This window comes from Burkholderia sp. Cy-637 (assembly GCF_011753175.1).
Lineage (GTDB): Bacteria > Pseudomonadota > Gammaproteobacteria > Burkholderiales > Burkholderiaceae > Burkholderia > Burkholderia gladioli.
Genome location: NZ_VWWC01000026.1, coordinates 25551 through 50628, shown reverse-complemented (window position 1 = coordinate 50628; position 25078 = coordinate 25551). Strand labels below are relative to the sequence as shown.

The window sequence follows — 25078 nt, the reverse complement described above, 5'->3', positions numbered from 1 at the left end:
AGCGGTCTAGAAAAGCTGAGAGATGCACTCCACGTGCACCGAAAAGGCCCCTGCGCGACCCGTGCCGGGCAGCATTCGTGTCCACCTTGAAAATCAGCGCAGCGGGCGTCCGACAGAGGCCTCGTTCTTGTTGCTCAAAACGGGGGTACATGTGACAATCCCCATGTTTTTCTGTTGCCGACAACGAGAATGCCAACCGTCACCGCCATCCAGTTCACGCAGGATCAGATGCGTACTCTCACCGGCGTGTCCGTGGAGACAGTCCGGCATTGGCGCAAGACCGTTCCCTACCTGGCCTCCAAGGCTGGGAAGGCTGCACGCTTCAGTTTCGCCGACTTGCTGGGATTGTCCGTCACGAATGAGTTGGTAAGTGCGCTGGGGGTCCACATTGGGTCGGTGAGTTACGGCGTCGATGCGTTGTTCAACCTCCTGGCTGCGAGCACACCTGTAGTGGAAGGCGCTATCGTGCTCGTCACTCCGACCACGGCGAGCCTGTACGAGTCCGATTCTTGGAGCGCTAAGGGCGTACTCATGCAACCGACACTTGCTATTCCGCTTGATCCTTTGATCGCGCGGTTACAACAACATATGCTGCCTGTGATGTCAGCGCCAGCCCAAGCCACGCTTCCATTTCCGCCTGAAGCTGTTCGGAGTAGGGCGTGACTGCTGCAACATTAGAGCAAGTTCTTGCTGCGACCGGGTTTCTTCCGGACGGGCAGCCTGCGGCCGGTCTCCGACTCGGGAACGATGCGCAGGCTTCCCGCCGCGGCCGCGCCTTCACGCCGGATGCGTTGTGGCGCAGTGCGTCGGCGCTGACTGTCTACTTCAAGTTTGAGGAGACCCCGCCGGCCGATGACCTCGTCAGCCAGTGGCGGCGGGAAGTTTGGAACGAAGGTTTCGCACCGCTACTGTGGGTCATTTCCCCCCAGCGCATCGACCTGTACAACGGCTTCGGCACTCCCGCTAAGGAAGGCGACGCCCAAAAGCACCTGATTGGGCGCTTCGAGACCATCGAGGCGTCGCTTCATCGCCTAGATGAACTCGCCGGCCGATTGGCGATCGAGACTGGCCAGTTCTGGGCTCAAGTTCCGACCGTTGACCGCAAGACGAGTGTGGATCAGAGGCTCCTGTCCGACCTGGCTTTTCTCGAACGTGATCTCGTCGCAGGCAATTTGGCGCGCGGCGCGGCACAGGCTCTCATCGGCCGGGTGATCTTCACTCAGTACCTGATCGACCGAGAAATCGTCAGCGCCACGCGACTGAAACGAGTGTGCGGTTACACAGCTTTACCGGCGATCCTGCGGGACCGATCTGCGACGGCCGATCTGTTTCAGTGGCTGGCGCAGACTTTCAATGGTGACATGTTTCCTCCGTCATCAGTGAAGACGACACCGGCCGCCCATCATCTGAAGCGTGTGGCCGAGTTTCTCGAAGCGGTCGATCCGCAAAGTGGGCAGCTTAGCTTTTTCCCATATCAGTTTGACGTGATTCCGGTTGAACTGATCAGCTCCATCTATGAGCAGTTTGCGCACGCCGAGCCGCGTGTAACTGGGCAGAGATCGGAGGCGCTGCGAAACGGCGTGCACTACACGCGCCTGTCCGTCGTGTCCTTGGTTCTCGACGAGGTGATGGATGGCCTGTCGGGACGGGAGGCAGTGCTCGATCTGACTTGCGGCTCCGGGGTCTTCCTGGTCGAGGCACTGAGGCGCTTGGTGTACCTACGCACGCAGGGCGAGGTCCCCACGCGTGATGTAATTCGCTCGACGCTCTATGAGCAAGTGCATGGAGTGGACATCAGCGAAGCCGCCATCCGCGTAGCCGCATTCAGCTTGTACCTGGCGGCGCTTGAACTCGATCCGAATCCGCAGCCGCCACAGTCCCTGAAGTTTGAGCCACTGATTGGGAGAACGTTGCTCGTTGGCGATGCACGGACCATCGAACAGCAAGGTGATGGCAAGGCGGCGCTGACAACGCCGACAGGGCCGAAACAATTCGACCTGATCGTAGGCAACCCTCCTTGGAGCTTCAAAGGGCAGTCAGGTACGGAGGCACGACGCAAGGCGATGGCGGCAGGTGTTCCCGCGCAGCCTCGCGGAGAAGGTTTGGACTTCGTTTTGCGGGCCGCGGAGTTTTCGCATGAGAAGACACGTTTCGGCGTCATTCTCAGCGCGACGCCGTTCTTTAGTCGCAGCGGCACGGGAATGAAGGCGGCCCAACATGTCATGCGTGAACTGGCCCCGGTGACGCTCGTAAATCTTTCGAACTTGTGCAGTTGGCTATTTGCGACCGCAACGATGCCAGCAGTCGTTCTCTTTGCACGTCATCGGCCAAAGCAGAGGTCGGATCAAATCACGGTCGTCCAGATTCCGTGGACGCCCAACGGCGCCAAAACCCATTCGTTCGAGGTAGCACCAAGCGACATCATCAAATTGAGCCTCGGAGAGATCGAAAGGCAACCACTGAAGCTGAAGGCGGCTGCGGTCGGTCGCCGCCGCGATCTGATGCTGTTGGACGAATTGACGACGACGTACCGCAAGTTGGGTGAGCAGCTTGCCTCTCTGAATACGAAGTTCCGTGATGGATTAACCCAAGGTGAACCAGAAAACTGGGAACTTGATGCCCGTGAGTTGAAGGGGTTGGCATTGTTGCAGACCCGTGATATGCGGCACTTCCAGATCCCAGAGGGTCTTTCGATATATAGCCATTCACAGGCGCAGCGGCCACGGTCACGCGAAATCTATCGCGCTCCTCTGTTGATCGTCAAAGAGATGTTGCTCGGTCAGCCAAGGGCGATAGTGGCAGTGGCTGACCAAGATCTCATTTTTACCGATTCGTACTTCGCTGCGTCATTGCCTTTGGATCAGAAGCAGATAGCACATCTGCTTGCCATGGTTTTGAGCTCTGCACTGGCGTCGTGGTTCTTCGGTTTAACCGCGTCCGAATTCGGTATCTACAAGCGAAAGCTGCTGATTCGTGACGTTGAGATGCTACCGGTGCCTGATTTCTCGACCGCCGAGGGTTCGGCGGCAGGCCAGCGTTTGGTGGCGCTGGAGCAGACGCTGCGCCAACGAGAGCTCGAAGCCGAAGACTGGGATGCTTTGGATGAAGCGGTTTTCGATTTGTACGGGCTCAATGACTCTGACCGCGTGGTTGTAAGGGACGGACTTTTGCGTGCTGGTTGGCAATGGAAGGATGGCCGCGAAGCTTCCATAGTTCCATCGGATAGCAAGGTGGAGGTCGTATCGTATGCCAACACATTTCTGTCGGTGATGGATGCGTGGTTTTCCGTGCGCAAAAAGCGGCACATGCGAGCGGAAATTATTGATCTTCCGAAGGCAGCGGCCCTTCGCGTCGTGCGCTTCGTTTTAGAGGATGGGCCAGGGCAGAGCAGCGTCACCGTCACGAATCCGGACGGCGAGTTGCGGGATGTTCTTGCCCGGATCGGCAAACGCCTGAAGGTCAAGATCGCGACCGCCGTCAGTGCCGAGCGAGAACTGCGCGTCCATGGACGAAACGAAGTGGTCATCATCAAGCCCGCTGCCCGACGCCATTGGATGGGCATCGCGGCGCTTGAGGACGCTGATGCGGTCGTGGCCGAGAGCTTTGTGGGGAGCAGCGCTTGAGGATTCCCTACGAGACATCCCCGGCCGTCGGCAGGGAGTTCATCGAACTTGCCCCCGAGGTCGTGGCCGCAATTCTGCTGACTTTGGCCGCAGGTTGGCAGCAAGCGTGTGCGGCTGCGGACGTAAATGCTGACGCGGGCGAAGTGCTCATGACGGAGCGTTTGCGCGACGGGATGCGCAGCGCATTGAAGAACTCGCCATTGAAGTTGATCGTGCTGCCGGGCACCGAATCGCGCTCGAAGAGCAGCGTATTGCTACCGGATGGACGCACCGACATTCCGCTGATGATGATTGAGGTCTTCTTGCGAACGCAGGAGCATGACCCTCATGCAATCATCGAATGCAAGCGGATCACCGGATCGGATACGCATTTGTGTCGCGAATACATTGTCGAAGGCGTCGATAGATTCGCCAGTGGGAAGTACGGCGAAAATCATTCGATCGGCTTCATGGTGGGTTATGTGCTCTCCGGTACCTCTGCGGCAGCGGCGCAAGGCGTCAATTCTTACCTCTCCCGCGTCTCACGCGCTGCGGATCATCTCGCCCCAGTTACCGTTATTGACTCTGAGACGTGGCACAGCCGACATGCTCGGGCGGAGCCGTCGGACCCCATTGACTTGCACCATGCGTTCTTGATGGTTGCCGGCGACCAAGGGTCTGAGTGAGCGACGGTGCGACCTATGGGTCAGCTCGTTGACAGATGGGGGACGCTAAGCGTCTGCTGGCCGCCTGCGGCGAGTCGTGGGTTGGACAGGGCGAGCCTACACGGATGCTACGAAGAGAGCCTGATCCCTCAAGTGTCAATCAACTACGCACCTGGCGTCCCGAATTCGAAGTTCGTTGGAGAGATATTTCGAAAACGGCTACGGCCGTTGGGACGCTTGCTGTGCGGCACGCGTATCGCGTAGACGGCGCCATGACGACTTTTCAGACCACTACGTGCTACCACTGCGACGCCGAAGGTACCGGGCGAGAGCATGTCCCGCCCAAATGTCTATTCCCGAAGGGAAGCGACTGGTCGCGATTGATGACGGTGCCCTCCTGCGTGGCGCACAACAACGCCAACTCGAAAGCGGACGAATATCTGAAGTTCGTATTGGGCGCGATTGCTTCGAACATTCCCAACGCGATCACGAGCAGCGCGGCTAGAAGCGTCGTTAGGCTTGCGCAGATGCGCGCCGGCAACCTGCACCGGTATGGTTTTCGGTGGGACAGGAAGACGCTGGTGATTAACGACCCGTTTCAGCTCGACTTCGAACTTCTGAGCGCGTGCCTGCAAAAAGTCGCGCGTGCGCTCTATTTTCATCATCACCAGGGCGGACGAAAGCTCTTGGGCGACTTGCAGGTCTGGCCGCTGTTCATCCCCGTCGATCCAGACGCCGCCCCTGAACTGGCATCGGCAGTGCGCAAGGTCCGGGCATCGACAGGCTTGGATTTCGAGAAGCTGCCCAAGCATGGGGCCCATCAGGAGATTTTCGCGTACCAGATCAATGAGGTACAGGAGGTCGTCGTCGTCAACATGGAGTTCTACGGCGCTCACCGCGTGTCCGTTACGCGGGGGTAAGTCCGCGGACCGGGGGGGGCGCGACGTAACCGTGGCACGTCTAACCTTCTGTCGCTTTGCGCGCTGCTGCCTGGGCTACCGTCTCACCGGGACGTAAGCCGAAGAGTTCGCGGGCGTTGGTTCTCGTAATGAACAGGGGAACGTCGAGGCTAGGGCCTTCGTTGTCCAAGAAGGTTGGCTTTGGCGATTCGTCTCTCGATTCGGTCGTGACATTGAGGTTCGATTGCTGTATCTGATCGGCCGGCGACAGATTGGCCTGGTCTGCTTCTGGGGTGATACCAGCCATGCTTGCTTCAGCCCCGGCTTCGGCAATCGCGTCGTTGATCTCCTCGATGCTCAACCGAGCGCCGTTCGTCCTGCCTTTCAGGATGCCTATAAGGGCATCGACTCCTTTGAGGGCGTCACTCATCACGGCTCCAATCGGCTCTCTTCTGCCGGCTGCGACGTAGCACTCGTCCGCGCGTGCCGGTAAGAATAATAATATTCCTATTCTTCTTACCGACCCACCCGCGTTACGTGTTGGTCGAACGGCTTGCTCTTGCGCGGAGGTCATCCGGCGTAGCTCTCGGTAACGAAATGAAGTCGCGCTCGGCCATTGTCTCGTAGGTGCCTCGAAAGGGTAGGTAGACCTCCACAACCCACGAATCAGCTTCTTTCCGCCCTGCAAAAGGGTGAAGAACTTCGCCATCGGGACGCTTGCGGTCAAATCGCAGAACTCCTTCGTGCGGATACGGGTGTGCGTGCCGAATCTCCATCATCCGTGTGACGACTTCATGGGGAAAGCCCGGATGCGCGGAAGTACGTGCGGCGTGGACCGCCGCACGAATCGATTCCTCGACTGCAAGGTGACAACGTGCAATGTCCTCCTCATCGAACACCTCTTCTTTGACGATATAGGGCGGGCCTTCATACCAGTGCGGATCGTCGTGGTCCAACCGGATCGCCAGGATGGTTCGCGCCCCGACATCGCTGCAACGCCACCATCCGGTGCAATCCATGAAGACCAAGCCGATATGAAAGTCGGTGTGGTTCATGGAAACTCCTTGTGCCGATAGATGCCGCTCGCCAGCGACTCAATGGTGCTGCAAAGTTTCGCGTACAGCAGCCATTGCCTCACTGAAATCCAGGCGCGTCGCTCGTCCAGTTTCGGCCTGGTAGAAAACGACCATGAACAAGTTCGCAACTGCCTCGGCCATTTTTGATAGCTCCCGAGCGGTGCGCTGGTCCATGAAGTCCAGGTCAGCGAGTTGCGTTGCGGCATGATGGATAACTTGCTGCGCTTCGGTATTATGCGTAGTTGCCATGCTTCACCTCTCTAGCAGGTGTTGATCCGTGGAAGTGCCGGCCGGTTGCCGCCGGCCGGTGCGCTTTCTAAGCATCGTCTTGCGTTGGGCGTTGCCTGTTCACGAACGCGGCTACCTCGTCGTTCGTGGTGGTGCCGGCCGTCGCATTTTGCTGACCCCCACCGAGACTGTCGCCGGCGAAACTCGGTCCGGCATCGATGCCGGCGCCGCTCTTGCTCGAAATTGCCGACGCGATTTTGCCGCCCGTCGTCTCCGCGATTCGTTCCTTGGCGGTACCCGCGATGTTCGCGGCTTTGCCCTTGGCGATTTCGCCTGCACCCTTGGCGAGATTCCCACCCATGTCAGCCGCGAATCGACCGGCCGTGCTCATCGCCGATGCGAAGCCACCGCTGCCACTCGAACCACCAAGCGAAGCACCGCCCGAACCACCGCTGATACCGCTCGAGCTGCCGCCGCCGTCCGAGAACATGCCGCGACCCTCGGCCATGTTCTGCTGCGCTGACTGAAACGCTGCCTTGAGCGCCGACGCCCCACCGGCCGCGCTTGTCGCGCCAGCCATCGCAGCAGAACCGACCGAAGCCGCCGCGCTCGCAGTCATGGCGGCTGCACCCATCACCGAACCAACCCCTACGCCACCTATGGACCCAGCGCCGCCAACCCCGACGATGCCTGCGATCCGCGGGGGCACCTTGTTCGTGAGATACATCAGCACGAATGCGGCGATGAGCATGATCGCCATTTCTTTGAGGTCGATACCGGCTCTCATGCTGGCGTAGTACTCGTTGATGAACGTTCTGCCGATGCCAACGAGCAGCAGCATCACCATCAGCTCGGCACCGATGGCCAGGACATGCTTGTAGTAGCTGATTGCGATGTCCGACGTCCAGCGCGCCCCGCCAAAGCCCAGGAAGAACACTCCGCCGTAGATCATGATCCAGGCCGACACGAAGACCAGCAGCAGGTTCACACCGACAATCGTGAGAACAATCATCACGACCAACGCCATGAGAAGGCCTACCACGCTGTCCGTTGGCGACCAGACCGACGACTGATCGAACGCCTTGGTAAAGATGTCATAGCCGATTTGCACGATACCTCCTGGCGTAAAATCGGTTGACTGGCCGATGGCCTTGGCACCGATCATCCACATCGACTTGACGATTGAGTCGGCAATCGCGGGGCCATTGAACAGAATCCACCAGAAGAAGCCGAGCACGGCGAAGAAGCGAACGATTTCGGCAAACGCCTCCTGAATGCCGGCGTTTCGCAACGCCATCATTCCGAAGGTCCACACCATGCTTATCAGCGCGAGGCCCCAAAAGAGCCACGATGCGTAATTGACCATGACGCTGCCCCAGGCGCTGGCCGCGGCCTGGTATTTCCCCATCACCGAATCGACCACATCGGCATTCATCGGCGCGGCCGTCACAGTCGCCGAGTACGCGACGGCCATCAAGCCGAGCACTGAGAGTTTGCCGCCGTTGGAAAACATCGTTTTCATAGCGCTGTCCTTCGTCATTGATCGTTTTTCTGCGGTTGTGACGGTGTATCGCCCCATGACCAGTTTTTTGGAGAAGGGGTGACGATGTTGCTGCCATCATGCAGTTGTTTCGCTGCGGCAGCCCGCTGGGAATCGGTCTGGGTGCTCTTGTCATTGCAGCCTGCAAGGAGTCCGATCAGTGAGAGCGAGATAATGAATTTCATCGTCGCCCCCTTATTGAAAGCTCCAGTTTTTCGGTGTCGGGGTGGTGATGTTGCTGCCATCACGAAGCTGCTTTGCCGATGCCGCCTGCTGGGCCTCTCGATCTGCAATAACCTGTGCGCGGGTGGCGGCCGCTGTTGCCTGCGCTGTCAGCATGCCCCGGATTTGCAGGAGCTGGTTTGTCTGCGCGCTAGCGAGCTGGTTCGCTGCCTGCAGCGCCTGCATCTGACCTTGGGCGCTCGTCGCCTGCGATTGCAGCGAGCGAAGGTTCGCGGCGTCTGTCGAAAGCGTTTGTTGCTGCTGATCGACGCCCTTCAACACGGCATCGTTCGCCTTTTTTTGCGCCTCAGAGCCGTTCGCTTGCGCATCAAGCAAGGCTTGCCGCTGCGCGTCTGTGCAGCCAGTCGAGGTGAAGCACGGCGACGAGCGGTAATAGGCCACGTCTTGGTAACGCGACAGATAGCCGTCGATGCTCCCGGCCTGGTTCTTGTAGTAGTTCAGCGTGTCCTGTGCTTGCAGGAGCTTGCCGATGGTCTGGTTCGCCTGATCCCACACGTAGGCAGCCGGCGCGAGTGTGTTTTGCAGCATGTTTTGGTATTGCTGCAACTGCGTCTCGTACTGCTGAATCTGTTTCGCGACCGCCGCCACGTTTTGCATGGCACTGATCGTCGTTTGCACAACGTTCGTCGCGTCGATCACTGGAATGCCGGCATGCACCGGACCACCGAATGCTGCTGCGATTCCGATAGCCAATACCAACTTGGCCGGGCGTGTTGCTCTACGCATCTTGCTTCTCCTTCGATTGATGAGACGCCGCGCCGTGAGCCGAACATCAGTAGCGATGCGGCAGCCCGTTTTAGCGGCTAAAAATTCATCCGCGTACTATCCGGCTCATGACGGCCCGCAATTCGTCCTGCGTGGTCTCGATCTTCGCCAACAGGGCGCGGATGGTCGCTGGCGTGAATCCGGCCGTCCGCTCATCGTTCGTCAGCCAGAGCTTCAACAGGCCGCCGAGGCGACCGAGGTCGCCATTGACTCGGGCCAAATCCTGAACGTGAACGAGATCGAGGATGCCGCGAACCTCATAGCCCACACCCACGTTGCGCAAGTAGGCGGCGATGCTCAAGCCAGTGGCCGCCGCGTTGCGCTTTATCGCCGCCTCTTCGTCGGGCAAGACGGGCACGCGGAGGTGACGACCATGCTTGCGCGTTGTCATCTTTTTCTCGTCGTTCATCGCTTCTCCAAGCCGGTGTGACCCGGCACTGAGCGGCGGTAGCCGCTGCCTCGCAGAGCAGGATTCCCGTTGAGCGCCGAGGGCGCGAATAAGGGGAGTGAAGATAGATAGCCGGCTTGCCGGTTAGCTAACTTCACCTATCCTGCCCGGTATGCGACCGCTTTCGAAATGAGACCGGACCTTTCCGCGATTGACATGTCGGTGTTGATTTGCCATATCCCTTTCGATCAATCGAAAGAACAACGTGCGAATGCCGCATTGGTCGAAAGAAGACCTGTTTTGTTCGACTCCAAGAAGGCAATGGCCGAATGCAGCAAGGTTGCTGACCATTACCGGGCCACTTCCTGACTGCGCGTCAGCTCGTCGGCGTATCTTCGGAAAGCCTGGTAGCCGTAGTGGATGTGTCCTTCCTCCACCAGTGCCTCCCAGATGCTCATCAGCGAATGTCCGTCATCGATGGCTGCCTGAATTTCAGTGCGCATGAGAAGAAACGCTGCGCGGTTCCTTGCATTGCGACCAACGGCGCGCTTCAGCGCCCTCTCTGCTATGCGCTCGGATAGTGTTTTCATGGCATCAGACCGTGTAACCGTGAGACGACAGAACATCGGCCATGTTGGCCCCTTCCCAGCTTCCCGGCCGACTGACTACCAGGCTGGCATCTTCAGCGAGCATGGCAAGAAGGCTCGCTCGGGTGAGGCGTCCGTGACTGCTATACCGGTCGACGGATTCATGGTGATCGTTGAGTAGCTTCGCGAGCTCGTCGAGTTCGGTGGCCGTCTTGTCACTCACGGTGACGGTGAGTCGTTTCATGTGCGCCCCTCAATTCAGGTTTCGCAGGTTGTCCACAGCCTGCTGCTGGCTGCTGCGCTTCTTGTTAAATAGATTTATCTATCTTGTTAGGGTGTCCGGCTGACACTGATTCGCTGCCAATCGGTATCTGCCGGACACCAATGTGGATATGTCGGGTGTCAGGCAGACACGTATCAGCCTGAGCTGTGTGTAACTTCCTCGTGCCGTCGAGCCTCGATCTTCGTTCGCAGCGACATCAGGATGTCTCGCATGTCCTGCGGCAGGCAGGCGATGTCCTGAGCGTTGAACACGACGGCGTTGCCGCTCGCGTGCGTGACGTTGACCTGTAGTCGTTCGATTTGAACGATCCTCGATCCAGCGAAGTCACCCGAGAGCAATACGTTTTGCAGGTCGGCCCGTGCGGCTTGAACCGACGAGGGGAGGTAATCCCATGTCGCCACGGCGATCGGCCGATCGGCTCCCTCTTGACGGATACATACCTTCTCGCGCAGCCGATATTCGTTGCGTCGGCCGTCGCGGGTCTTGGTGATGTAGCCGAATGCCTCAAGCGTCTTTAGCTCGCGGATGACTTGGCTTCGGCTGATTCCGGATTCGTCGGAAATGGTGTCGATTGCTGGGAATGACCGCCCGGTGTTGAAGTTGGTGTGGGCCTTGATAACGAGGTAGACCGTTACTGCATACGGTCCCATGCGAGCGATGTCGCCGGTTTCGATCATCGAGTGGAACACGTGGAACCACGTCGTCTCCGCGCGGAACAGGTCGCCTTGCTCGTGCATGACGTTGGTTTTCATGGCTGCACCGAGAACTGCTCGTCGATTAACTTCGCGATCGCTTCGGTACGGAAGTAGATCCGGCGTCCGATGTGCACCTTCGTCGCGTTGATGTGACGTGCCCAATCGGCGCGCGACGTGCTCAAGCTGATGCGCAGGCCTTCAGGGCTGCGGTCGAGAATTTCCGCGAGCTGATCCAGCGTTAGCAATACGGAATATCGCTCCTTCAATGCGTCAAGCGTCGTTGTCACGGTAGCTCCGGATGCATATGCAAGTTACGTTTGGTATCGCTAGTTTTCGCTGAACTCAGCTATATTGGGCGGTAAAAGAAATTCGCCGCGAGTTCGCCGATGCCCATCGCTTTTTCGACAACGTTGAGTGCTGTGCCTGTCCGGCCAAGACGTGGCCGGCCGCGTGGATCAGTCAAAGACAGTCAGGCACGCGTGCGCGACCGTGTCCGTACCGTTGCAGCGTTGAACGAGCTGCTGGTGCGTGTCTCTTGTGCGGTGAACGCAAATCAGTTTTCTCGCTGGTTCGATGGGACCATGCGGCAGCGGCATCCCTTGCGGCCTTGGGAGACTGAGGAATCCGGCAAGTGGCGGAAGAATTTCGCTGGCAGTGTCGCGCTGGCTGCGGAGGCAGTTGCTCATCTGGAAGAACTGTTTCCAGACGACCGCTATTACAGCGTTGTCGACCATCCTCGGCGTGGCCGAGAGATTCAGGTTGAGTACCCGGAACGGCGATCTGACTGTCGCCAGAGCGTGAGCGAATTGTTCGCGGATGGCCCAGCCAGACTATGGCAAGCTTTATGGGGCCATGAAGGAGCGTTGCTGAAGCTATGGGACCTCTACCCGATGGATGGGCGCACATGGGGACCGAATGCGAACTTTGCCGAGGTGGTCGCCGAGCTCGAAATGAAGGTATGGTGCGATTCGCGCTGCGATGCGGGGATTGAAGCGGAGGACCTCGGTCGCGCCATTGCGCTTTATCGGCTTGAGCGGGCTGGCATCGCCGGAGAGCCGGCTGACGGTATCGCGCTTTATCAGTGCATTAGGTTGGCCATGGCCGAATTGTCGCCATGGTTCCGATCCATTGATATTTGGGACGATCTGGCGACTTACGTGATAGGCATCGAGCTTGATCGGGTCTGGTCAGAGCCCGACTATGTAAGCGCTATAGAGGCGCAGTATTCGGCTGGGCAGCCCTTCGATGTGCAGGGTTACGTAGAAAACCCGTTTCTCGCGATGTTGAATTCAGTTGAGGGCGAGCCATGGATGGCTCGCCACATGGCATGGCTGGTTGCACTGTCATCTTATCGCTTGAAGCTTGTCTAGCCTTGCAACAAGGTCTTCCGCGCGTAGGTGTGTATATCGCCGGAGCATCTGCATCGATTTGTGCCCGCTGATCGAGGCCACTTCCTGGTCGCTCAGGCCGGCTTCAACAAGCCGGCTAACGGCCTCGTGACGCAGATCGTGAAAACGGAAATCGATCAGCCCTGTACGCTTCTTGATCCCGTTCCAGACCTTCGTGAACTGGTACGCGCGCCGTTTCTTGTCGCGGCCTGGTTCTCCAAAAAACACCAGGTCGGTGTCGATTGGCCGGACGGGGTTGGCGAGAGCGTTTTGCAGGACTGATGCCGCGAGCCTGGTCAGCGGCACTGTGCGAGCTGCATTGTTCTTGGTGTCCGTGAGCCGCACGACGCGGCGTTCCAAATCGACCTGACCACGGCGCAAGCCAAGTATCTCGGATTGCCGCATGCCGGTTTCGATCGCCAGGCGCACGATCCAGCCCAGCATCGGGTTGGTGTGCTCATCGACGGCTGCAAGCAACGTTGCTTGTTCGCGGCCCGACAGACGGCGATTTCGCCCCTCGCCGGGGCTGGGCTTACGGATGTTCGAGACAGGGTTGAAGATCAACCCGATGTGCCATTCTTTGATCGCCACGTTGAATAGGTGGCCGAGCAGGGCGAGTTCGAGGCGGACAGTGTTGTTCGCCTTGCCCTGAACCAATCGGTCGTCTCGATACCGGCCCACGAGGTCCGGCGTGACCGCCGCAAGCGAATACTTGCCGAAGTGCTCCTTAAGCTCGCGAATCCGCGCGCCTTCGCGGCGTTGCGTGCTGGCTTTCTTGGTGGGAACGATTTCTCGCTCGTAGCGGTCGAGCGCATCGGCTACGGTGGTCTTTTCCGAGGGCGCGCGTTGAATGAACACGCCGCGCACCATCTCGTCCTCGGTGCGTCGGGCCCAATCCTCGGCATCGCGCTTCGTGCGGAACGTCTTGGCGACGGTCGGCCAACCAACGCGGCGGATGGTTGCTTTCCAGGTACCAGAGGGGGTTTTTGTCAGTGCTGCCATGGTGCTCCTTCCTTGAGGTCTGCACCGCGTATTGCACCGAATTTGCACCGCGAGGGGCCGGTAAAAGAAAAAGGGCTCGCAGCGAAGCCGCAGAGCCCTTAGTGAAAAACCCCGGTAGATCAGAGATCTACCGGGGTTTCGCATTTGGTGGCGAATCAGGGATTCGAACCCCGGACCTGCGGATTATGATTCCGTCGCTCTAACCGACTGAGCTAATTCGCCAACAGAAGAAAGATTATGCAGAAGGCTCAGAACCCTGTCAACAACTTTGTCGAAGAATTTTCACGAAGCGGCCGGGACGCCCGCCCGGCCCAGCCTCAGTCCTGCGAGTAGATGTTGGAGCCCTTCGTCTCCTTGACGAACAGCAGCCCGATCACGAAGGTCACCAGCGCGATCACGATCGGATACCAGAGCCCCGAGTAGATATTGCCCTTGGCCGCCACGATCGCGAACGCGGTGGCCGGCAGGAAGCCGCCGAACCAGCCGTTGCCGATGTGATAGGGCAGCGACATCGAGGTATAGCGGATCCGCGTCGGGAACATCTCCACCAGCATCGCCGCGATCGGCCCGTACACCATGGTCACGAAGATCACCAGGATGGTCAGCACCACGATCGCCATCGGCCAGTTGATCTGCGAGGGATCGGCCTTGGCCGGGTAGCCGGCGCCCTTGAGCGTCGCGGCCAGCGTCTTGTCGAACGCGCCGGCCTTCGCCTTGGCGTCCGCGGCCTTGCCGTCGTAGGTGTCCACCGCGATGTCGCCCACCTTGATCTGCGCGAGCGTGCCCGCCGGCGCCGCCACGTTCTCGTAGTTCAGGCCCGCCTTCGACAGGGCCGCCTTGGCGACGTCGCAGGAGGTCGTGAACTTCGCCGTGCCGACCGGGTTGAACTGGAACGAGCATTCGTCCGGGTTCGCGATCACGGTGATCGGCGCCTTCTGCGTGGCCGTTTCCAGCGCCGGATTCGTGTAGTGCGTGAGCGCCTTGAACAGCGGGAAGTAGGTCAGCGCGGCGATCAGGCAGCCGGCCAGGATGATCGGCTTGCGGCCGATCCGGTCCGACAGCGAGCCGAAGAACAGGAAGAAGGGCGTGCCGATCAAGAGCGCCACGGCGATCAGGATATTGGCCGTGGTGCCGTCCACCTTCAGCGTCTGCGTCAGGAAGAACAGCGCGTAGAACTGGCCCGTGTACCAGACCACCGCCTGGCCGGCGGTCAGCCCGACCAGCGCGAGGATCACGATCTTCAGGTTGCGCCATTGGCCGAAGGCTTCCGTGAGCGGTGCCTTCGAGGTCTTGCCCTCGGCCTTGATGCGCATGAACACCGGCGATTCGTTCAGCTGCATGCGAATCCAGACCGACACGGCCAGCAGCAGGATCGAGGCGATGAACGGGATGCGCCAGGCCCAGGCGCCGAAGCTCTCCTCGCCCACCAGGGTGCGCACGCCGACGATCACCAGCAACGACAGGAACAGGCCGAGCGTCGCGGTGGTCTGGATCCAGGCGGTGTAGAAGCCGCGGCGGTTGGCCGGTGCATGCTCGGCCACGTAGGTGGCCGCGCCGCCGTATTCGCCGCCCAGCGCGAGCCCCTGCAGCAGCCGCATGGCGATGAAGATCACCGGCGCGGCGATGCCGATGGTGGCGTAGCCGGGCAGGAACCCGACCACGAAGGTCGAGATGCCCATGATCACGATCGTCATCAGGAAGGTGTACTTGCGGCCCACCATGTCGCCGAGCCGGCCGAACACGATCGCACCGAACGGGCGCACCGCGAAACCGGCGGCGAAGCCGAGCAGGGTGAAGATGAAGGCGGCGGTCGGATTGACGCCGGAGAAGAAGCTCTTGCTGATGTAGGCCGCGAGCGAGCCGGCCAGATAGAAGTCGTACCACTCGAACACGGTGCCGAGCGAGGACGCGAAGATCACGCGTTTTTCGTCGCTCGTCATCGGCGAGTGCGAGATGTGCCCGCCTACAGTCGCCATGAGTCGTCTCCTGAATCTTGATATCGGTGTCGGTTCGCCATCCTGACGAACTGGCGTCGATTATTGGCGGGCAAACTTACGGAGGTCTGACTGGAGCGGGGATCAGGGTTTGTCGGGAGTGATTCCCGCTTGTTCGGCGAAAATTTGGTGAACGTCGGCGATCGATAGGCGATGTTCCGGAAACATCGCAGACGGCGCCTTGCAGGCCTGGCCGGCGGCGCTCGCCTCAGGGTTATTCCGGGGCGGCCTCGCGCAGCGCGAAGCTGACGCGCACCAGCGTACCGGCCAGGTGCGGCGTGTCCTGGTAGACGTGATCGTCGATCGCCAGCGCGCCGCCGTGCTGGGTGACGATCTCGCGCACGATGGCCAGGCCCAGCCCGCTGCCCTCGCCGTCGCGGCCGAGGATCCGGTAGAAGCGTTCGAGCACGCGGCCGCGTTCGTGGGCCGGAATGCCGGGGCCGGTGTCTTCCACCTCGATATGCGCGACGCCCGCCTGGCCGGCGCCGGCATTGTCGAAGGCGCGCACCACGGCGCCCGTCGCGTCGAGCCGCACGCCGGGCTCGACATGCAGGCGCACGGTGATCCGGCCGCCCTCGGGCGTATAGCGGATCGCGTTGTCGATCAGGTTGCCGAGCATCTCGCGCAGCATCACGGCATGGCCGTCGATGATGGGCGCCGGCGCTTGAACGTCCTGGTCGTCCGGCCCTTCGTAGCCGAGGTCCATGCGCCTGGCGAAGGCGGCCTGCACCCAGTCGCGCACGGTCACGCGCGCCAGCGCGGCGAGATCGACCGGCTCGAAGCTCAGGCCGCTCGCGCGGTTCTCGGCGCGCGCCAGCGCCAGCAACTGGGTGACCAGGCGCGCGGCCTGCCCGGAGCTGGTGGCGATCTGCTCCAGCGAGCGCGCGACTTCGTCCGGCACCTCGTGACGCAGCGCGAATTCGGCCTGGGTGCGCAGCCCGGCCAGCGGCGTCTTCATCTGGTGCGCGGCATCGGCGATGAAGCGCTTCTGCAGCGCGATGTTCTGTTCGAGCCGGCCGAGCAGGTCGTTGAACGAGGTGACCAGCGGCTCGATCTCGGGCGGCGCGCGCTGCGGATCGACGGGCGAGAGATCGTCGGGGCGGCGGTTGCGGATATGGGCCTGCAGCGCGGTCAGCGGCGCGAGCCCGCGCGATAGCCCGAACCAGACCAGCACGATGGCCAGCGGCAGGATCACGAACTGCGGCAGGATCACGCCCTTGATGATGTCGTTGGCCAGTGCGTTGCGCTTGTCCAGCGTTTCGCCGACCTGTACCAGCACCGGCTGCGAGCCGCTCGAGCCGCCCAGCGCGACGGTGGTGTAGGCGACGCGGATGTCGTTGCCGCGAAGGAGGTCGTCGCGGAACAGCACCACGCCGGGCGGCGGCCGGTCGTCGTCGCGCGGCAGCGGCAGGTCGGCCTCGCCGGCCACCAGCTCGCCGCGCGTGCCGAGCACCTGGTAATAGACGCTGTCGACATTGTCGGCGCGCAGCAGGTCGAGCGTGGCCTTGGGCAGCACCAGCTCGGCCACCCCGTTGACGGGCGTGATCTGCCGCGCGAGCACATAGGCATCGGTTTCCAGCGCGCGGTCGAAGGGGCCGTTGGCGATGGTCTTGGCGACCAGGTAGGTGACGGCGATGCTCATCGGCCAGAGCAGCAGCAGCGGCGCGAGCATCCAGTCGAGGATCTCGCCGAACAGCGAGCGCGGGCGCGCCGTGTCGGCGGATTCGCCCTCGTCGGGCGGGGCAAACGGGTTTTCGTAGCGGGCGTCGCGTTCCGCGTCGCGCACGTCGGCCGGGCGGCGCGCGGCGTGCTTGCTGGTGCGGGCGGAACGAAGCGGCGTGGCCATGGCGGCGCGCTCGCGCGGCCCCTCAGCGCAGCGGCGAGGAGGGCGCCTGATGCTCCGGCGCGGCCGGCACCTCGGGCGCGACCGCGGCGCCCGATTCGGCCACCGCCTTCTCCAGGCAGTAGCCGAGGCCGCGCACGGTCAGGATCCGCACGCCGCTCGGCTCGATCTTCTTGCGCAGCCGGTGCACGTAGACCTCGATCGCGTTGTTGCTGACTTCCTCGCCCCACTCGCAGAGATGGTCGACCAATTGCTCCTTCGAGACCAGCCGGCCGACGCGCTGCAGCAGCACCTCGAGCAGGCCGAGCTCGCGCGCCGACAGGTCCAGCACGCGCTCGTTGGCGTAGGCGAGCCGGCCGACCTGGTCGAAGCTCAGCGAGCCGTGGCGGATCACGGTCGGGCCGCCGCCGGCGCCGCGCCGGGTGAGCGCCCGCACGCGCGCCTCGAGTTCGTTCAGGGCGAAGGGCTTGGCCATGTAGTCGTCGGCGCCCAGGTCGAGCCCCTTGACGCGCTCGTCGACGCTGTCGGCGGCGGTCAGGATCAGTACCGGCAGCACCGAGTTGCGTGCGCGCAGGCGCCGCAGCACGTCGAGACCGGGCATCTTCGGCAGGCCGAGGTCGAGGATCAACAGGTCGAAAGTCTGCATCGACAAGGCGGTGTCGGCCTCGACGCCGCTCTTGACGTGATCGACGGCATAGCCCGATTGGCGGAGTGATCGGGTCAGGCCGTCCGCGAGTATGCTGTCATCTTCGGCAATCAGGATTCGCATGGTGCGTGGCCGTCGGCCGGCGGCGCGCTGGAGAGGCGCCGGCGCGGGTGTCTCCGGAAGGTCTGGGTGGGCTTGTGCGGAACCCGCAACTCGGGCTTGCACAAACCACTGTTTTTTTATACAGTGTCTGCATTCGTGCACCTAACGGCTAGTTAGGCCCGGTGCCCCCCAATCAGACGCTGCTCATCATAGCAAAGGACGATTCATGGAAGATAGCAAGAAAGGCGCCGGGATGACCGCGGAAAAGAGCAAGGCGCTGGCGGCAGCGCTGGCCCAGATCGAGAAGCAGTTCGGCAAGGGCTCGATCATGAAGCTCGGCGATGCCGAGGCCAAGGAAGATATCCAGGTGGTCTCCACCGGCTCGCTCGGCCTCGATATCGCGCTCGGCGTCGGCGGCCTGCCGCGCGGCCGTGTCGTCGAAATCTACGGTCCGGAATCGTCGGGCAAGACCACCCTCACGCTGCAGGTGATCGCCGAGATGCAGAAGCTCGGCGGCACGGCGGCCTTCATCGACGCGGAACACGCGCTCGACGTCCAATATGCATCCAAGCTCGGCGTGAACGTGCCGGAGCTGCTGATCTCGCAGCCGGACACGGGCGAGCAGGCGCTCGAAATCACCGACGCGCTGGTGCGCTCGGGCTCGATCGACATGATCGTGATCGACTCGGTCGCGGCCCTGGTGCCGAAGGCCGAAATCGAAGGCGAAATGGGCGATTCGCTGCCGGGCCTGCAGGCTCGCCTGATGTCGCAGGCGCTGCGCAAGCTGACGGGCACGATCAAGCGCACGAACTGCCTGGTGATCTTCATCAACCAGATCCGCATGAAGATCGGCGTCATGTTCGGCAACCCGGAAACCACCACGGGCGGCAATGCGCTGAAGTTCTACGCCTCGGTGCGCCTCGATATCCGCCGGATCGGCTCGATCAAGAAGAACGACGAGGTGATTGGCAACGAAACCCGCGTCAAGGTCGTCAAGAACAAGGTCTCGCCGCCGTTCCGCGAATCGATCTTCGACATCCTCTACGGAGAGGGCATCTCGCGCCAGGGCGAAATCATCGATCTGGGCGTGCAAGCCAAGATCGTCGACAAGGCCGGCGCCTGGTACAGCTACAACGGCGACAAGATCGGCCAGGGCAAGGACAACGCGCGTGAATTCCTGCGCGAGAATCCGGACATCGCGCTCGAGATCGAGAACCGCATCCGCGAATCGCTCGGCGTGGCGGCCATGCCGCAGGAAGGCGCCGCCGGCCAGTCGGAAGCCGAGATCCTGGACGAAGAAGAGTGATGCGTCGAAGCCGGGGCCGCCCGGACGATTCGCCAGCCTCCTCGCCGCGCGAGCCTCGCGCGGGCGACGGCGGGCAGGCCGATCGACCCGGGCCGGCGCCGGTTTCGCGCGAAGGGCGGCCGGCAGGTCGCCCGGAAACGAGGGCATCGGACGATGCCCTCGTTTCGTTTCAGCGCCCGCGGCGGGCAGCGGCCGATCCCGTGTACGCGAGCGACTCGGTCGATGCCGACGAATCCTTCGATGCGCATGACGTTGCGCGCGGCATCCGTGCCCGCAGCGTGCGTGCCGTGCGCGGGGAGGCGAGCAGGGCAGCGCCGGCTGTTTTTCCGGCTGATGCCGGCGCCTCATCGTCGCCTCGTCGACAGCCGACGGCCGGCCGGGTAGACGCAGCCGCCGGCCCGCGGCCCGCGGCTTCGCAAGCCCCCGTTACCGGCGGCCGCCCGGCATCGTCGAGCCGTCGCCGCGCCGCCCCCGATCCCTTCGAGGCGCCCACCGCGCCCACCCACTTCGAAAACGCCGACGGCGACCAGTATTCCCGCACCAGCGAGCACGCCACGCGCCGCAACCGGCGCCGCCCGCGCGGCCCGTTCGACGAGCGCGATGCCTCGACGGCTTCCTCCGGCCAGGCAACCGAACCGGCCGGCGAATCGGCAGGCGAATCGCGCCGCACCGAACGGGAGCGCCCGACCCGCTCACTGAAGGGCCGCGCGCTCGGTTATCTGTCGCGACGCGAGTACAGCCGCAGCGAACTCGCGCGCAAGCTCGCTCCCTATGTGGAGGAGGGCGACGATCCCGAGGCGCTGCTCGACGCGCTCGAGCGCGAGGGCTGGCTGTCCGACGCGCGTTTCACCGAAAGCCTGGTGCACCGGCGCGCCTCGCGCCTCGGTACCGCGCGAATCCTCGGCGAGCTCAAGCGCCATGCCGTCGATTCGGAACTGGTCGAATCGGTCAGCGAGCAGTTGCGCGAAACCGAGTTCGGCCGGGCCCAGGCGGTTTGGCGCAAGAAGTTCGGCAGCCTGCCGGGCACGCCGGCCGAGCGCGCCAAACAGGCGCGCTTCCTGGCCGCGCGCGGCTTCACGAGCGCCACCATCGTCAAGCTGCTCAAGGGCGGCGAGGACGAATTCGGCGAGTTCTGAGGCTCGCCGGGGCGCCGCGCTCACGCGGGTCCGACCCGTGATGCTGCACTGCATCCGCTTGCCAATGCGGGTCACACCGGATATTCGTGGCATCGCGACAAATACCCAATATGCTAAAATCCTCCGGTTTTCCAACTCGGCTTCAACCTTCCGCATGCCGTCATTCGAGCCCGTGTCACGCCAGTTGCGCCAGCCAGGCGCAGTCCCGGCGATCACCGACCAGCGCGGCGGCCGGCGAGGTGTCGTCACCGTTCCATCGTGTCGGCCGCATTGCGCGGCGGGTTCGATGAAGGTCACGCAGCCGGGCGGACAGCCGATCCATGAACCCAGGCCCAGCATGACCTCCGATCGCGAACCCCATGTCGTCGACGCCGCCGCGTCGTCCGGCCGGGCATTCTGTTCCGGTCGCAGCGAAGCCGCCATTCCCGCCTGCCGAGCCCACCTCGCTCACCTCTCCCCCGTTTTTTTCCCGCGCATCACGCCCCGATCCCCGGATCGCGTGCTCGCCGTCGGCTCGCGTGCTGCGCGGGCGGCCGGCCGTGATGCGGCGCGAAGCGGCGTGGCGCGGTGCTCACGAGGCGGCGCGCGACGCACGGCGGGCCGGCCGTTCATCCCGACATGGCTCGGCGCGAGCCCACCCGTGCCCGACGGCGCGGGTAGCGCGCACGAATGATCGGAAACATCAGTAGAAAGAAGCGACTGTCAATCGACTTTTAATCCAACTCTCAGACTGAAGGAATCACGCATGAAGATTCACGAGTACCAGGGTAAGGAAATCCTGCGGAAATTCGGAGTCGCGGTCCCGCGCGGCAAGCCGGCGTTCTCGGTTGAAGATGCCGTCAAGGTGGCAGAAGAGCTGGGCGGCCCGGTGTGGGTCGTGAAGGCTCAGATTCACGCGGGTGGCCGTGGCAAGGGCGGCGGCGTGAAGGTGGCGAAGTCGATCGAGCAGGTTCGCGAGTACGCGAGCCAGATCCTCGGCATGCAGCTCGTCACGCACCAGACCGGCCCGGAAGGCCAGAAGGTCAACCGCCTGATGGTCGAGGAAGGCGCCGACATCAAGCAGGAACTGTATGTCAGCCTCGTCGTCGATCGCGTCTCGCAAAAGATCGTCCTGATGGGTTCGAGCGAAGGCGGCATGGACATCGAGGAAGTGGCAGAAAAGCATCCGGAGCTGATCCACCAGGTCATCGTCGAGCCGTCGACCGGTCTGCTCGATGCACAGGCCGACGACCTCGCCGCGAAGATCGGCGTGCCGGCTGCCTCGATTCCGCAAGCGCGCGCGATCCTGCAAGGCCTGTACAAGGCGTTCTGGGAAACCGACGCATCGCTGGCCGAAATCAACCCGCTGAACGTTTCCAGCGACGGCAAGGTCACCGCCCTCGACGCGAAGTTCAACTTCGACTCGAACGCGCTGTTCCGTCACCCGGAAATCGTCGCCTACCGCGATCTGGACGAAGAAGATCCGGCTGAAATCGAAGCCTCGAAGTTCGATCTCGCCTACATCTCGCTGGACGGCAACATCGGCTGCCTGGTGAACGGCGCCGGCCTGGCGATGGCCACCATGGACACCATCAAGCTGTTCGGCGGCGAACCGGCGAACTTCCTGGACGTCGGCGGTGGCGCGACGACCGAGAAGGTCACGGAAGCGTTCAAGCTGATGCTGAAGAACCCGGACCTGAAGGCAATCCTGGTCAACATCTTCGGCGGCATCATGCGCTGCGACGTGATCGCCGAAGGCGTGATCGCCGGCTCGAAGGCCGTGAACCTCGGCGTGCCGCTGGTGGTGCGCATGAAGGGCACCAACGAAGACCTGGGCAAGAAGATGCTGGCCGAGTCGGGCCTGCCGATCATCTCGGCGGACAGCATGGAAGAAGCCGCGCAGAAGGTCGTCGCGGCAGCCGCCGGCAAGTAAGCATCGTTGCATTGAACACGCATGGCGGCGCGATCAAACGCGACGCCTATCGAACAGAGGTCAATACATGTCGATTCTGATCAACAAAGACACCAAGGTCATCACGCAGGGCATTACCGGCAAGACTGGCCAGTTCCACACGCGCGCCTGCCGCGAGTACGCGAACGGCCGTGAGGCGTTCGTCGCGGGCGTGAACCCGAAGAAGGCCGGCGAGGATTTCGAAGGCATTCCGATCTACGCGAGCGTCAAGGAAGCGAAGCAGGAAACCGGCGCGACCGTCTCGGTCATCTACGTGCCGCCGGCAGGCGCGGCCGCTGCGATCTGGGAAGCCGTCGAGGCCGACCTCGATCTGGCGATCTGCATCACCGAAGGCATTCCGGTTCGCGACATGATCGAAGTGAAGGACCGCATGCGTCGCGAAGGCCGCAAGACGCTGCTGCTCGGGCCGAACTGCCCGGGCACGATCACGCCGGACGAACTGAAGATCGGCATCATGCCGGGTCACATCCACCGCAAGGGCCGCATCGGCGTCGTGTCGCGTTCGGGCACGCTGACCTATGAAGCGGTTGCCCAGCTCACGGCACTGGGCCTCGGCCAGTCGTCGGCGGTCGGTATCGGCGGCGATCCGATCAACGGCCTGAAGCACATCGACGTGATGCGCATGTTCAACGACGATCCGGACACGGATGCGGTCGTCATGATCGGCGAAATCGGCGGCCCGGACGAAGCGACGGCAGCCGAGTGGATCAAGGACAACATGAAGAAGCCGGTGGTCGGCTTCATCGCCGGCGTCACGGCGCCTCCGGGCAAGCGCATGGGCCACGCCGGCGCGCTGATCTCGGGCGGTGCCGATACGGCCGAAGCCAAGCTGGAAATCATGGATGCGTGCGGCATCAAGGTCACGCGCAATCCGTCGGAAATGGGTCGCCTGCTCAAGGCAGCGATCTAAGCGAGCACGCGGGATTCGTCCCGCCGTGTCGAAACGCCGGCCTCGCGCCGGCGTTTTTTTTGTTAGTCTGCAAGGCTTGTGTAATTTGGACGCGGCGCGTGGGGCCCTCGCATGACCGGCCCGGCGATGGCCCGCGTCGTCGCGCGTGCCGCCGGTTCGCACCCGGTACGCTCCTCGCCCTCGCGGGCCCTCTGTCTCCAGCCTTCATCCATGTTCGAATTCCTCGCCACGCTCAACTGGGCCGCCGTCGTGCAGATCGTCATCATCGATCTGCTGCTCGGCGGCGACAACGCGGTCGTGATCGCGCTCGCCTGCCGCAACCTGCCCGACAACCAGCGCCTGCGCGGCGTGATCTGGGGCACCGTCGGCGCGATCGTGCTGCGCGTGGTGCTGATCAGCTTCGCGGTGCTGCTGCTCGACATCCCGTTCCTGAAGCTCGCGGGCGGCCTGCTGCTGCTCTGGATCGGCGCCAAGCTGATCGCGCCGGCCGAGGAAGGGCACGACGGCATCCAGGGCGCCGACCGGCTGTGGGCGGCGGTGCGCACCATCATCGTGGCCGACGCGGTGATGAGCATCGACAACGTGATCGCGATCGCCGGCGCGGCCGAACGCGCCGATCCGCAGCACCGGCTCGCGCTGGTGATCTTCGGGCTGGTGGTCAGCATCCCGGTGATCGTCTGGGGCAGCACCCTGGTACTGAAGTTGCTCGACCGCTTCCCCGTCATCGTGATCCTCGGCGCCGCGCTGCTCGGCTGGATCGGCGGCGGGCTCATCATCGGCGATCCCGCGCTCGACCGCTGGCCGCAGCTCGACGCGCCGGCCCTGGTGCATGGCGCGAGCATCGCCGGCGCGCTGCTGGTGGTGGCGATCGGGCTCTGGTGGAAGCGGCGCCGCGCCGCCAAGGCGCACTGAGCGCGAGCCCTCGCGCGCCGCATGCGTGGCGCTGCCGCAGCCATCCGGCATAGGTCTTCCGGCCGACTGCCCGGCGCGCGACGTGCTGGCTAGGATCGACAGGTCTGCCCAAGCGGCAGGCCTGTTTCGTTTCCGGAGCCTCTCATTCATGTTCGAAGCCTTGTCCCTTGCCCTGTTCCAGCAGTTGTCGCGGCGCCTCTGCGCCAGGCGGATCCGCCCGCGCTCGCGTGGCCTTGCACGAACGAGAGAGGGCCCGGGCGGCTTCACGCTGATCGAATTGATGATCGTGCTGGCCATCGTCGGCGTGGTGGCCGCCTATGCGATTCCCGCGTACCAGGATTACCTGGCCCGCAGCCGTGTGGGCGAGGGCATCGCGCTGGCCGCCTCGGCGCGGCTGGCGGTGGCCGAGAACGCGGCGAGCGGCACGGCCTTCTCGGGCGGTTACGCCTCGCCGCCCGCCACGCGCAATGTCGAATCGATCGAGGTGGACGACACGTCCGGCCAGATCCGCATCGCCTACTCCACGCGCGTCGCCCCGGCCGGCTCGAATACGCTGGTGCTGGTGCCTTCGGCGCCCGACAATGCCGAGGCGCCCACGGGACGCGTGGAACTCGCGCAGGGCACGGTGCAGGCCGGCTCGATCACCTGGGAGTGTTTCGCCGCGGGCAAGGGCGCCTCGTCCCTGCCGGCGCCGGGTTCGGGGCCGGTACCGGCCGAGGCGCCGACGCTGGCCGGCAAGTTCGCGCCGCCCGAGTGTCGTGCCTGAATGGCTGGCCTGAAGGGTTGTTTGAGCGGCTTGCCCTGAGCGCGCCGGCGGCCGGGAAATGGGGGCGGACCTGCGTTCCGCCCGCCGCCGGCTGTCGATGTATCGACAGATCCGCACGCGGGCGACTCAGCGGGGGAAATTTTTTGTATAG

27 protein-coding genes and 1 tRNA gene are annotated in these 25078 nt (G+C 62.8%); 12 read left to right on the top strand and 16 right to left on the bottom strand.

The window, feature by feature from the left end; genetic code table 11:
- Positions 1 to 189 precede the first annotated feature (189 nt).
- The 4 genes from F3J10_RS10505 (at position 190) to F3J10_RS10490 (ending at position 5187) form a co-directional block, all read left to right on the top strand.
- Entirely contained in the window at positions 190 to 663 is a 474-nt protein-coding gene (locus F3J10_RS10505; protein WP_167242017.1) for a hypothetical protein, read from the top strand.
- Positions 660 to 3623: an N-6 DNA methylase gene (locus F3J10_RS10500; RefSeq protein ID WP_167242016.1), complete on the top strand. Its 2964-nt coding sequence runs from the start codon at positions 660 to 662 to the stop codon at positions 3621 to 3623. The genes F3J10_RS10505 and F3J10_RS10500 overlap by 4 nt, the downstream gene beginning before the upstream one ends.
- The gene (locus tag F3J10_RS10495) at positions 3620 to 4288 is read left to right on the top strand and encodes a hypothetical protein (RefSeq protein ID WP_232339012.1); all 669 of its coding nucleotides are present in this window, start codon (positions 3620 to 3622) and stop codon (positions 4286 to 4288) included. Before F3J10_RS10500 ends, F3J10_RS10495 begins: the two co-directional genes overlap by 4 nt.
- A gap of 362 nt (positions 4289 to 4650) precedes the next feature.
- A complete protein-coding gene (locus tag F3J10_RS10490; RefSeq protein ID WP_167242015.1) occupies positions 4651 to 5187 on the top strand; it encodes a hypothetical protein in 537 nt (178 codons plus the stop codon).
- A 40-nt stretch (positions 5188 to 5227) separates the two neighbouring features.
- Here the strand turns inward: F3J10_RS10490 and F3J10_RS36635 are convergent, their stop codons facing one another.
- From F3J10_RS36635 to F3J10_RS10435, 11 genes are all read right to left on the bottom strand, one after another.
- Positions 5228 to 5596, bottom strand: a complete 369-nt coding sequence (locus F3J10_RS36635) for a conjugal transfer protein TraD (RefSeq protein ID WP_345791199.1) — start codon at positions 5594 to 5596, stop codon at positions 5228 to 5230.
- Between the two features lie 103 nt (positions 5597 to 5699).
- Complete coding sequence (locus tag F3J10_RS10480) at positions 5700 to 6221, bottom strand: hypothetical protein (RefSeq protein WP_167242014.1); 522 nt, start codon at positions 6219 to 6221, stop codon at positions 5700 to 5702.
- A gap of 39 nt (positions 6222 to 6260) precedes the next feature.
- Positions 6261 to 6491, bottom strand: coding sequence for a type I toxin-antitoxin system ptaRNA1 family toxin (locus F3J10_RS10475; RefSeq protein ID WP_060342185.1), 231 nt, complete (start codon positions 6489 to 6491; stop codon positions 6261 to 6263).
- Between the two features lie 67 nt (positions 6492 to 6558).
- Positions 6559 to 8010 carry a P-type conjugative transfer protein TrbL gene (gene trbL / locus F3J10_RS10470; RefSeq protein ID WP_167242013.1) on the bottom strand — a complete coding sequence of 484 codons (1452 nt, stop codon included), beginning with the start codon at positions 8008 to 8010 and terminating at the stop codon, positions 6559 to 6561.
- On the bottom strand, positions 8007 to 8195 hold the full coding sequence (locus tag F3J10_RS10465) for a hypothetical protein (protein WP_086005399.1): 189 nt from the start codon (positions 8193 to 8195) through the stop codon (positions 8007 to 8009). The genes trbL and F3J10_RS10465 overlap by 4 nt, the downstream gene beginning before the upstream one ends.
- Positions 8196 to 8205: 10 nt before the next feature.
- On the bottom strand, positions 8206 to 8979 hold the full coding sequence (trbJ, locus tag F3J10_RS10460; RefSeq protein WP_205200238.1) for a P-type conjugative transfer protein TrbJ: 774 nt from the start codon (positions 8977 to 8979) through the stop codon (positions 8206 to 8208).
- Between the two features lie 85 nt (positions 8980 to 9064).
- Positions 9065 to 9427 carry a conjugal transfer transcriptional regulator TraJ gene (gene traJ, locus F3J10_RS10455; RefSeq protein ID WP_167242012.1) on the bottom strand — a complete coding sequence of 121 codons (363 nt, stop codon included), beginning with the start codon at positions 9425 to 9427 and terminating at the stop codon, positions 9065 to 9067.
- Positions 9428 to 9756: 329 nt separating this feature from the next.
- Positions 9757 to 9996, bottom strand: a complete 240-nt coding sequence (locus F3J10_RS10450) for a TraK family protein (RefSeq protein ID WP_161935148.1) — start codon at positions 9994 to 9996, stop codon at positions 9757 to 9759.
- Positions 9997 to 10000: 4 nt separating this feature from the next.
- Positions 10001 to 10237: a hypothetical protein gene (locus F3J10_RS10445; protein ID WP_167242011.1), complete on the bottom strand. Its 237-nt coding sequence runs from the start codon at positions 10235 to 10237 to the stop codon at positions 10001 to 10003.
- A gap of 173 nt (positions 10238 to 10410) precedes the next feature.
- Complete coding sequence (locus F3J10_RS10440) at positions 10411 to 11028, bottom strand: helix-turn-helix domain-containing protein (RefSeq protein ID WP_167242010.1); 618 nt, start codon at positions 11026 to 11028, stop codon at positions 10411 to 10413.
- Positions 11025 to 11258, bottom strand: coding sequence for a hypothetical protein (locus F3J10_RS10435; protein ID WP_167242009.1), 234 nt, complete (start codon positions 11256 to 11258; stop codon positions 11025 to 11027). The genes F3J10_RS10440 and F3J10_RS10435 overlap by 4 nt, the downstream gene beginning before the upstream one ends.
- A 222-nt stretch (positions 11259 to 11480) precedes the next feature.
- On the opposite strand from F3J10_RS10435, the gene F3J10_RS10430 reads away from it, so the two are divergent.
- A complete protein-coding gene (locus tag F3J10_RS10430; RefSeq protein ID WP_240155503.1) occupies positions 11481 to 12341 on the top strand; it encodes a hypothetical protein in 861 nt (286 codons plus the stop codon).
- Here F3J10_RS10430 and F3J10_RS10425 read toward each other — a convergent pair.
- From F3J10_RS10425 to F3J10_RS10405, 5 genes are all read right to left on the bottom strand, one after another.
- Positions 12315 to 13361 (bottom strand): site-specific integrase, encoded by a 1047-nt coding sequence (locus F3J10_RS10425; protein WP_167242008.1) that lies wholly within the window; start codon positions 13359 to 13361, stop codon positions 12315 to 12317. The two genes, F3J10_RS10430 and F3J10_RS10425, sit on opposite strands and share 27 nt — an antisense overlap.
- A gap of 145 nt (positions 13362 to 13506) precedes the next feature.
- A tRNA-Met gene (locus F3J10_RS10420) sits at positions 13507 to 13583 on the bottom strand.
- A gap of 95 nt (positions 13584 to 13678) precedes the next feature.
- On the bottom strand, positions 13679 to 15337 hold the full coding sequence (locus F3J10_RS10415; RefSeq protein WP_166913271.1) for an MFS transporter: 1659 nt from the start codon (positions 15335 to 15337) through the stop codon (positions 13679 to 13681).
- 232 nt (positions 15338 to 15569) lie between these two features.
- On the bottom strand, positions 15570 to 17201 hold the full coding sequence (locus F3J10_RS10410; RefSeq protein ID WP_025096948.1) for a sensor histidine kinase: 1632 nt from the start codon (positions 17199 to 17201) through the stop codon (positions 15570 to 15572).
- Between the two features lie 22 nt (positions 17202 to 17223).
- A complete protein-coding gene (locus F3J10_RS10405) occupies positions 17224 to 17967 on the bottom strand; it encodes a response regulator transcription factor (protein WP_013699268.1) in 744 nt (247 codons plus the stop codon).
- A 205-nt stretch (positions 17968 to 18172) separates the two neighbouring features.
- Between F3J10_RS10405 and recA the strand changes: the two genes are divergently transcribed.
- From recA to F3J10_RS10370, 7 genes are all read left to right on the top strand, one after another.
- Positions 18173 to 19252, top strand: a complete 1080-nt coding sequence (gene recA / locus F3J10_RS10400) for a recombinase RecA (protein WP_013699267.1) — start codon at positions 18173 to 18175, stop codon at positions 19250 to 19252.
- Positions 19252 to 20388 carry a recombination regulator RecX gene (gene recX, locus F3J10_RS10395; RefSeq protein ID WP_167242007.1) on the top strand — a complete coding sequence of 379 codons (1137 nt, stop codon included), beginning with the start codon at positions 19252 to 19254 and terminating at the stop codon, positions 20386 to 20388. Before recA ends, recX begins: the two co-directional genes overlap by 1 nt.
- Before the next feature lie 40 nt (positions 20389 to 20428).
- Entirely contained in the window at positions 20429 to 21061 is a 633-nt protein-coding gene (locus F3J10_RS10390; RefSeq protein ID WP_161783257.1) for a hypothetical protein, read from the top strand.
- 57 nt (positions 21062 to 21118) lie between these two features.
- Positions 21119 to 22300, top strand: a complete 1182-nt coding sequence (gene sucC / locus F3J10_RS10385) for an ADP-forming succinate--CoA ligase subunit beta (RefSeq protein WP_308015976.1) — start codon at positions 21119 to 21121, stop codon at positions 22298 to 22300.
- 67 nt (positions 22301 to 22367) lie between these two features.
- On the top strand, positions 22368 to 23249 hold the full coding sequence (gene sucD / locus F3J10_RS10380; RefSeq protein ID WP_013699263.1) for a succinate--CoA ligase subunit alpha: 882 nt from the start codon (positions 22368 to 22370) through the stop codon (positions 23247 to 23249).
- A 210-nt stretch (positions 23250 to 23459) separates the two neighbouring features.
- Positions 23460 to 24161: a TerC family protein gene (locus F3J10_RS10375; protein WP_025096950.1), complete on the top strand. Its 702-nt coding sequence runs from the start codon at positions 23460 to 23462 to the stop codon at positions 24159 to 24161.
- Between the two features lie 148 nt (positions 24162 to 24309).
- Entirely contained in the window at positions 24310 to 24927 is a 618-nt protein-coding gene (locus F3J10_RS10370) for a pilin (protein ID WP_025096951.1), read from the top strand.
- The last annotated feature ends 151 nt before the right edge of the window (positions 24928 to 25078 follow it).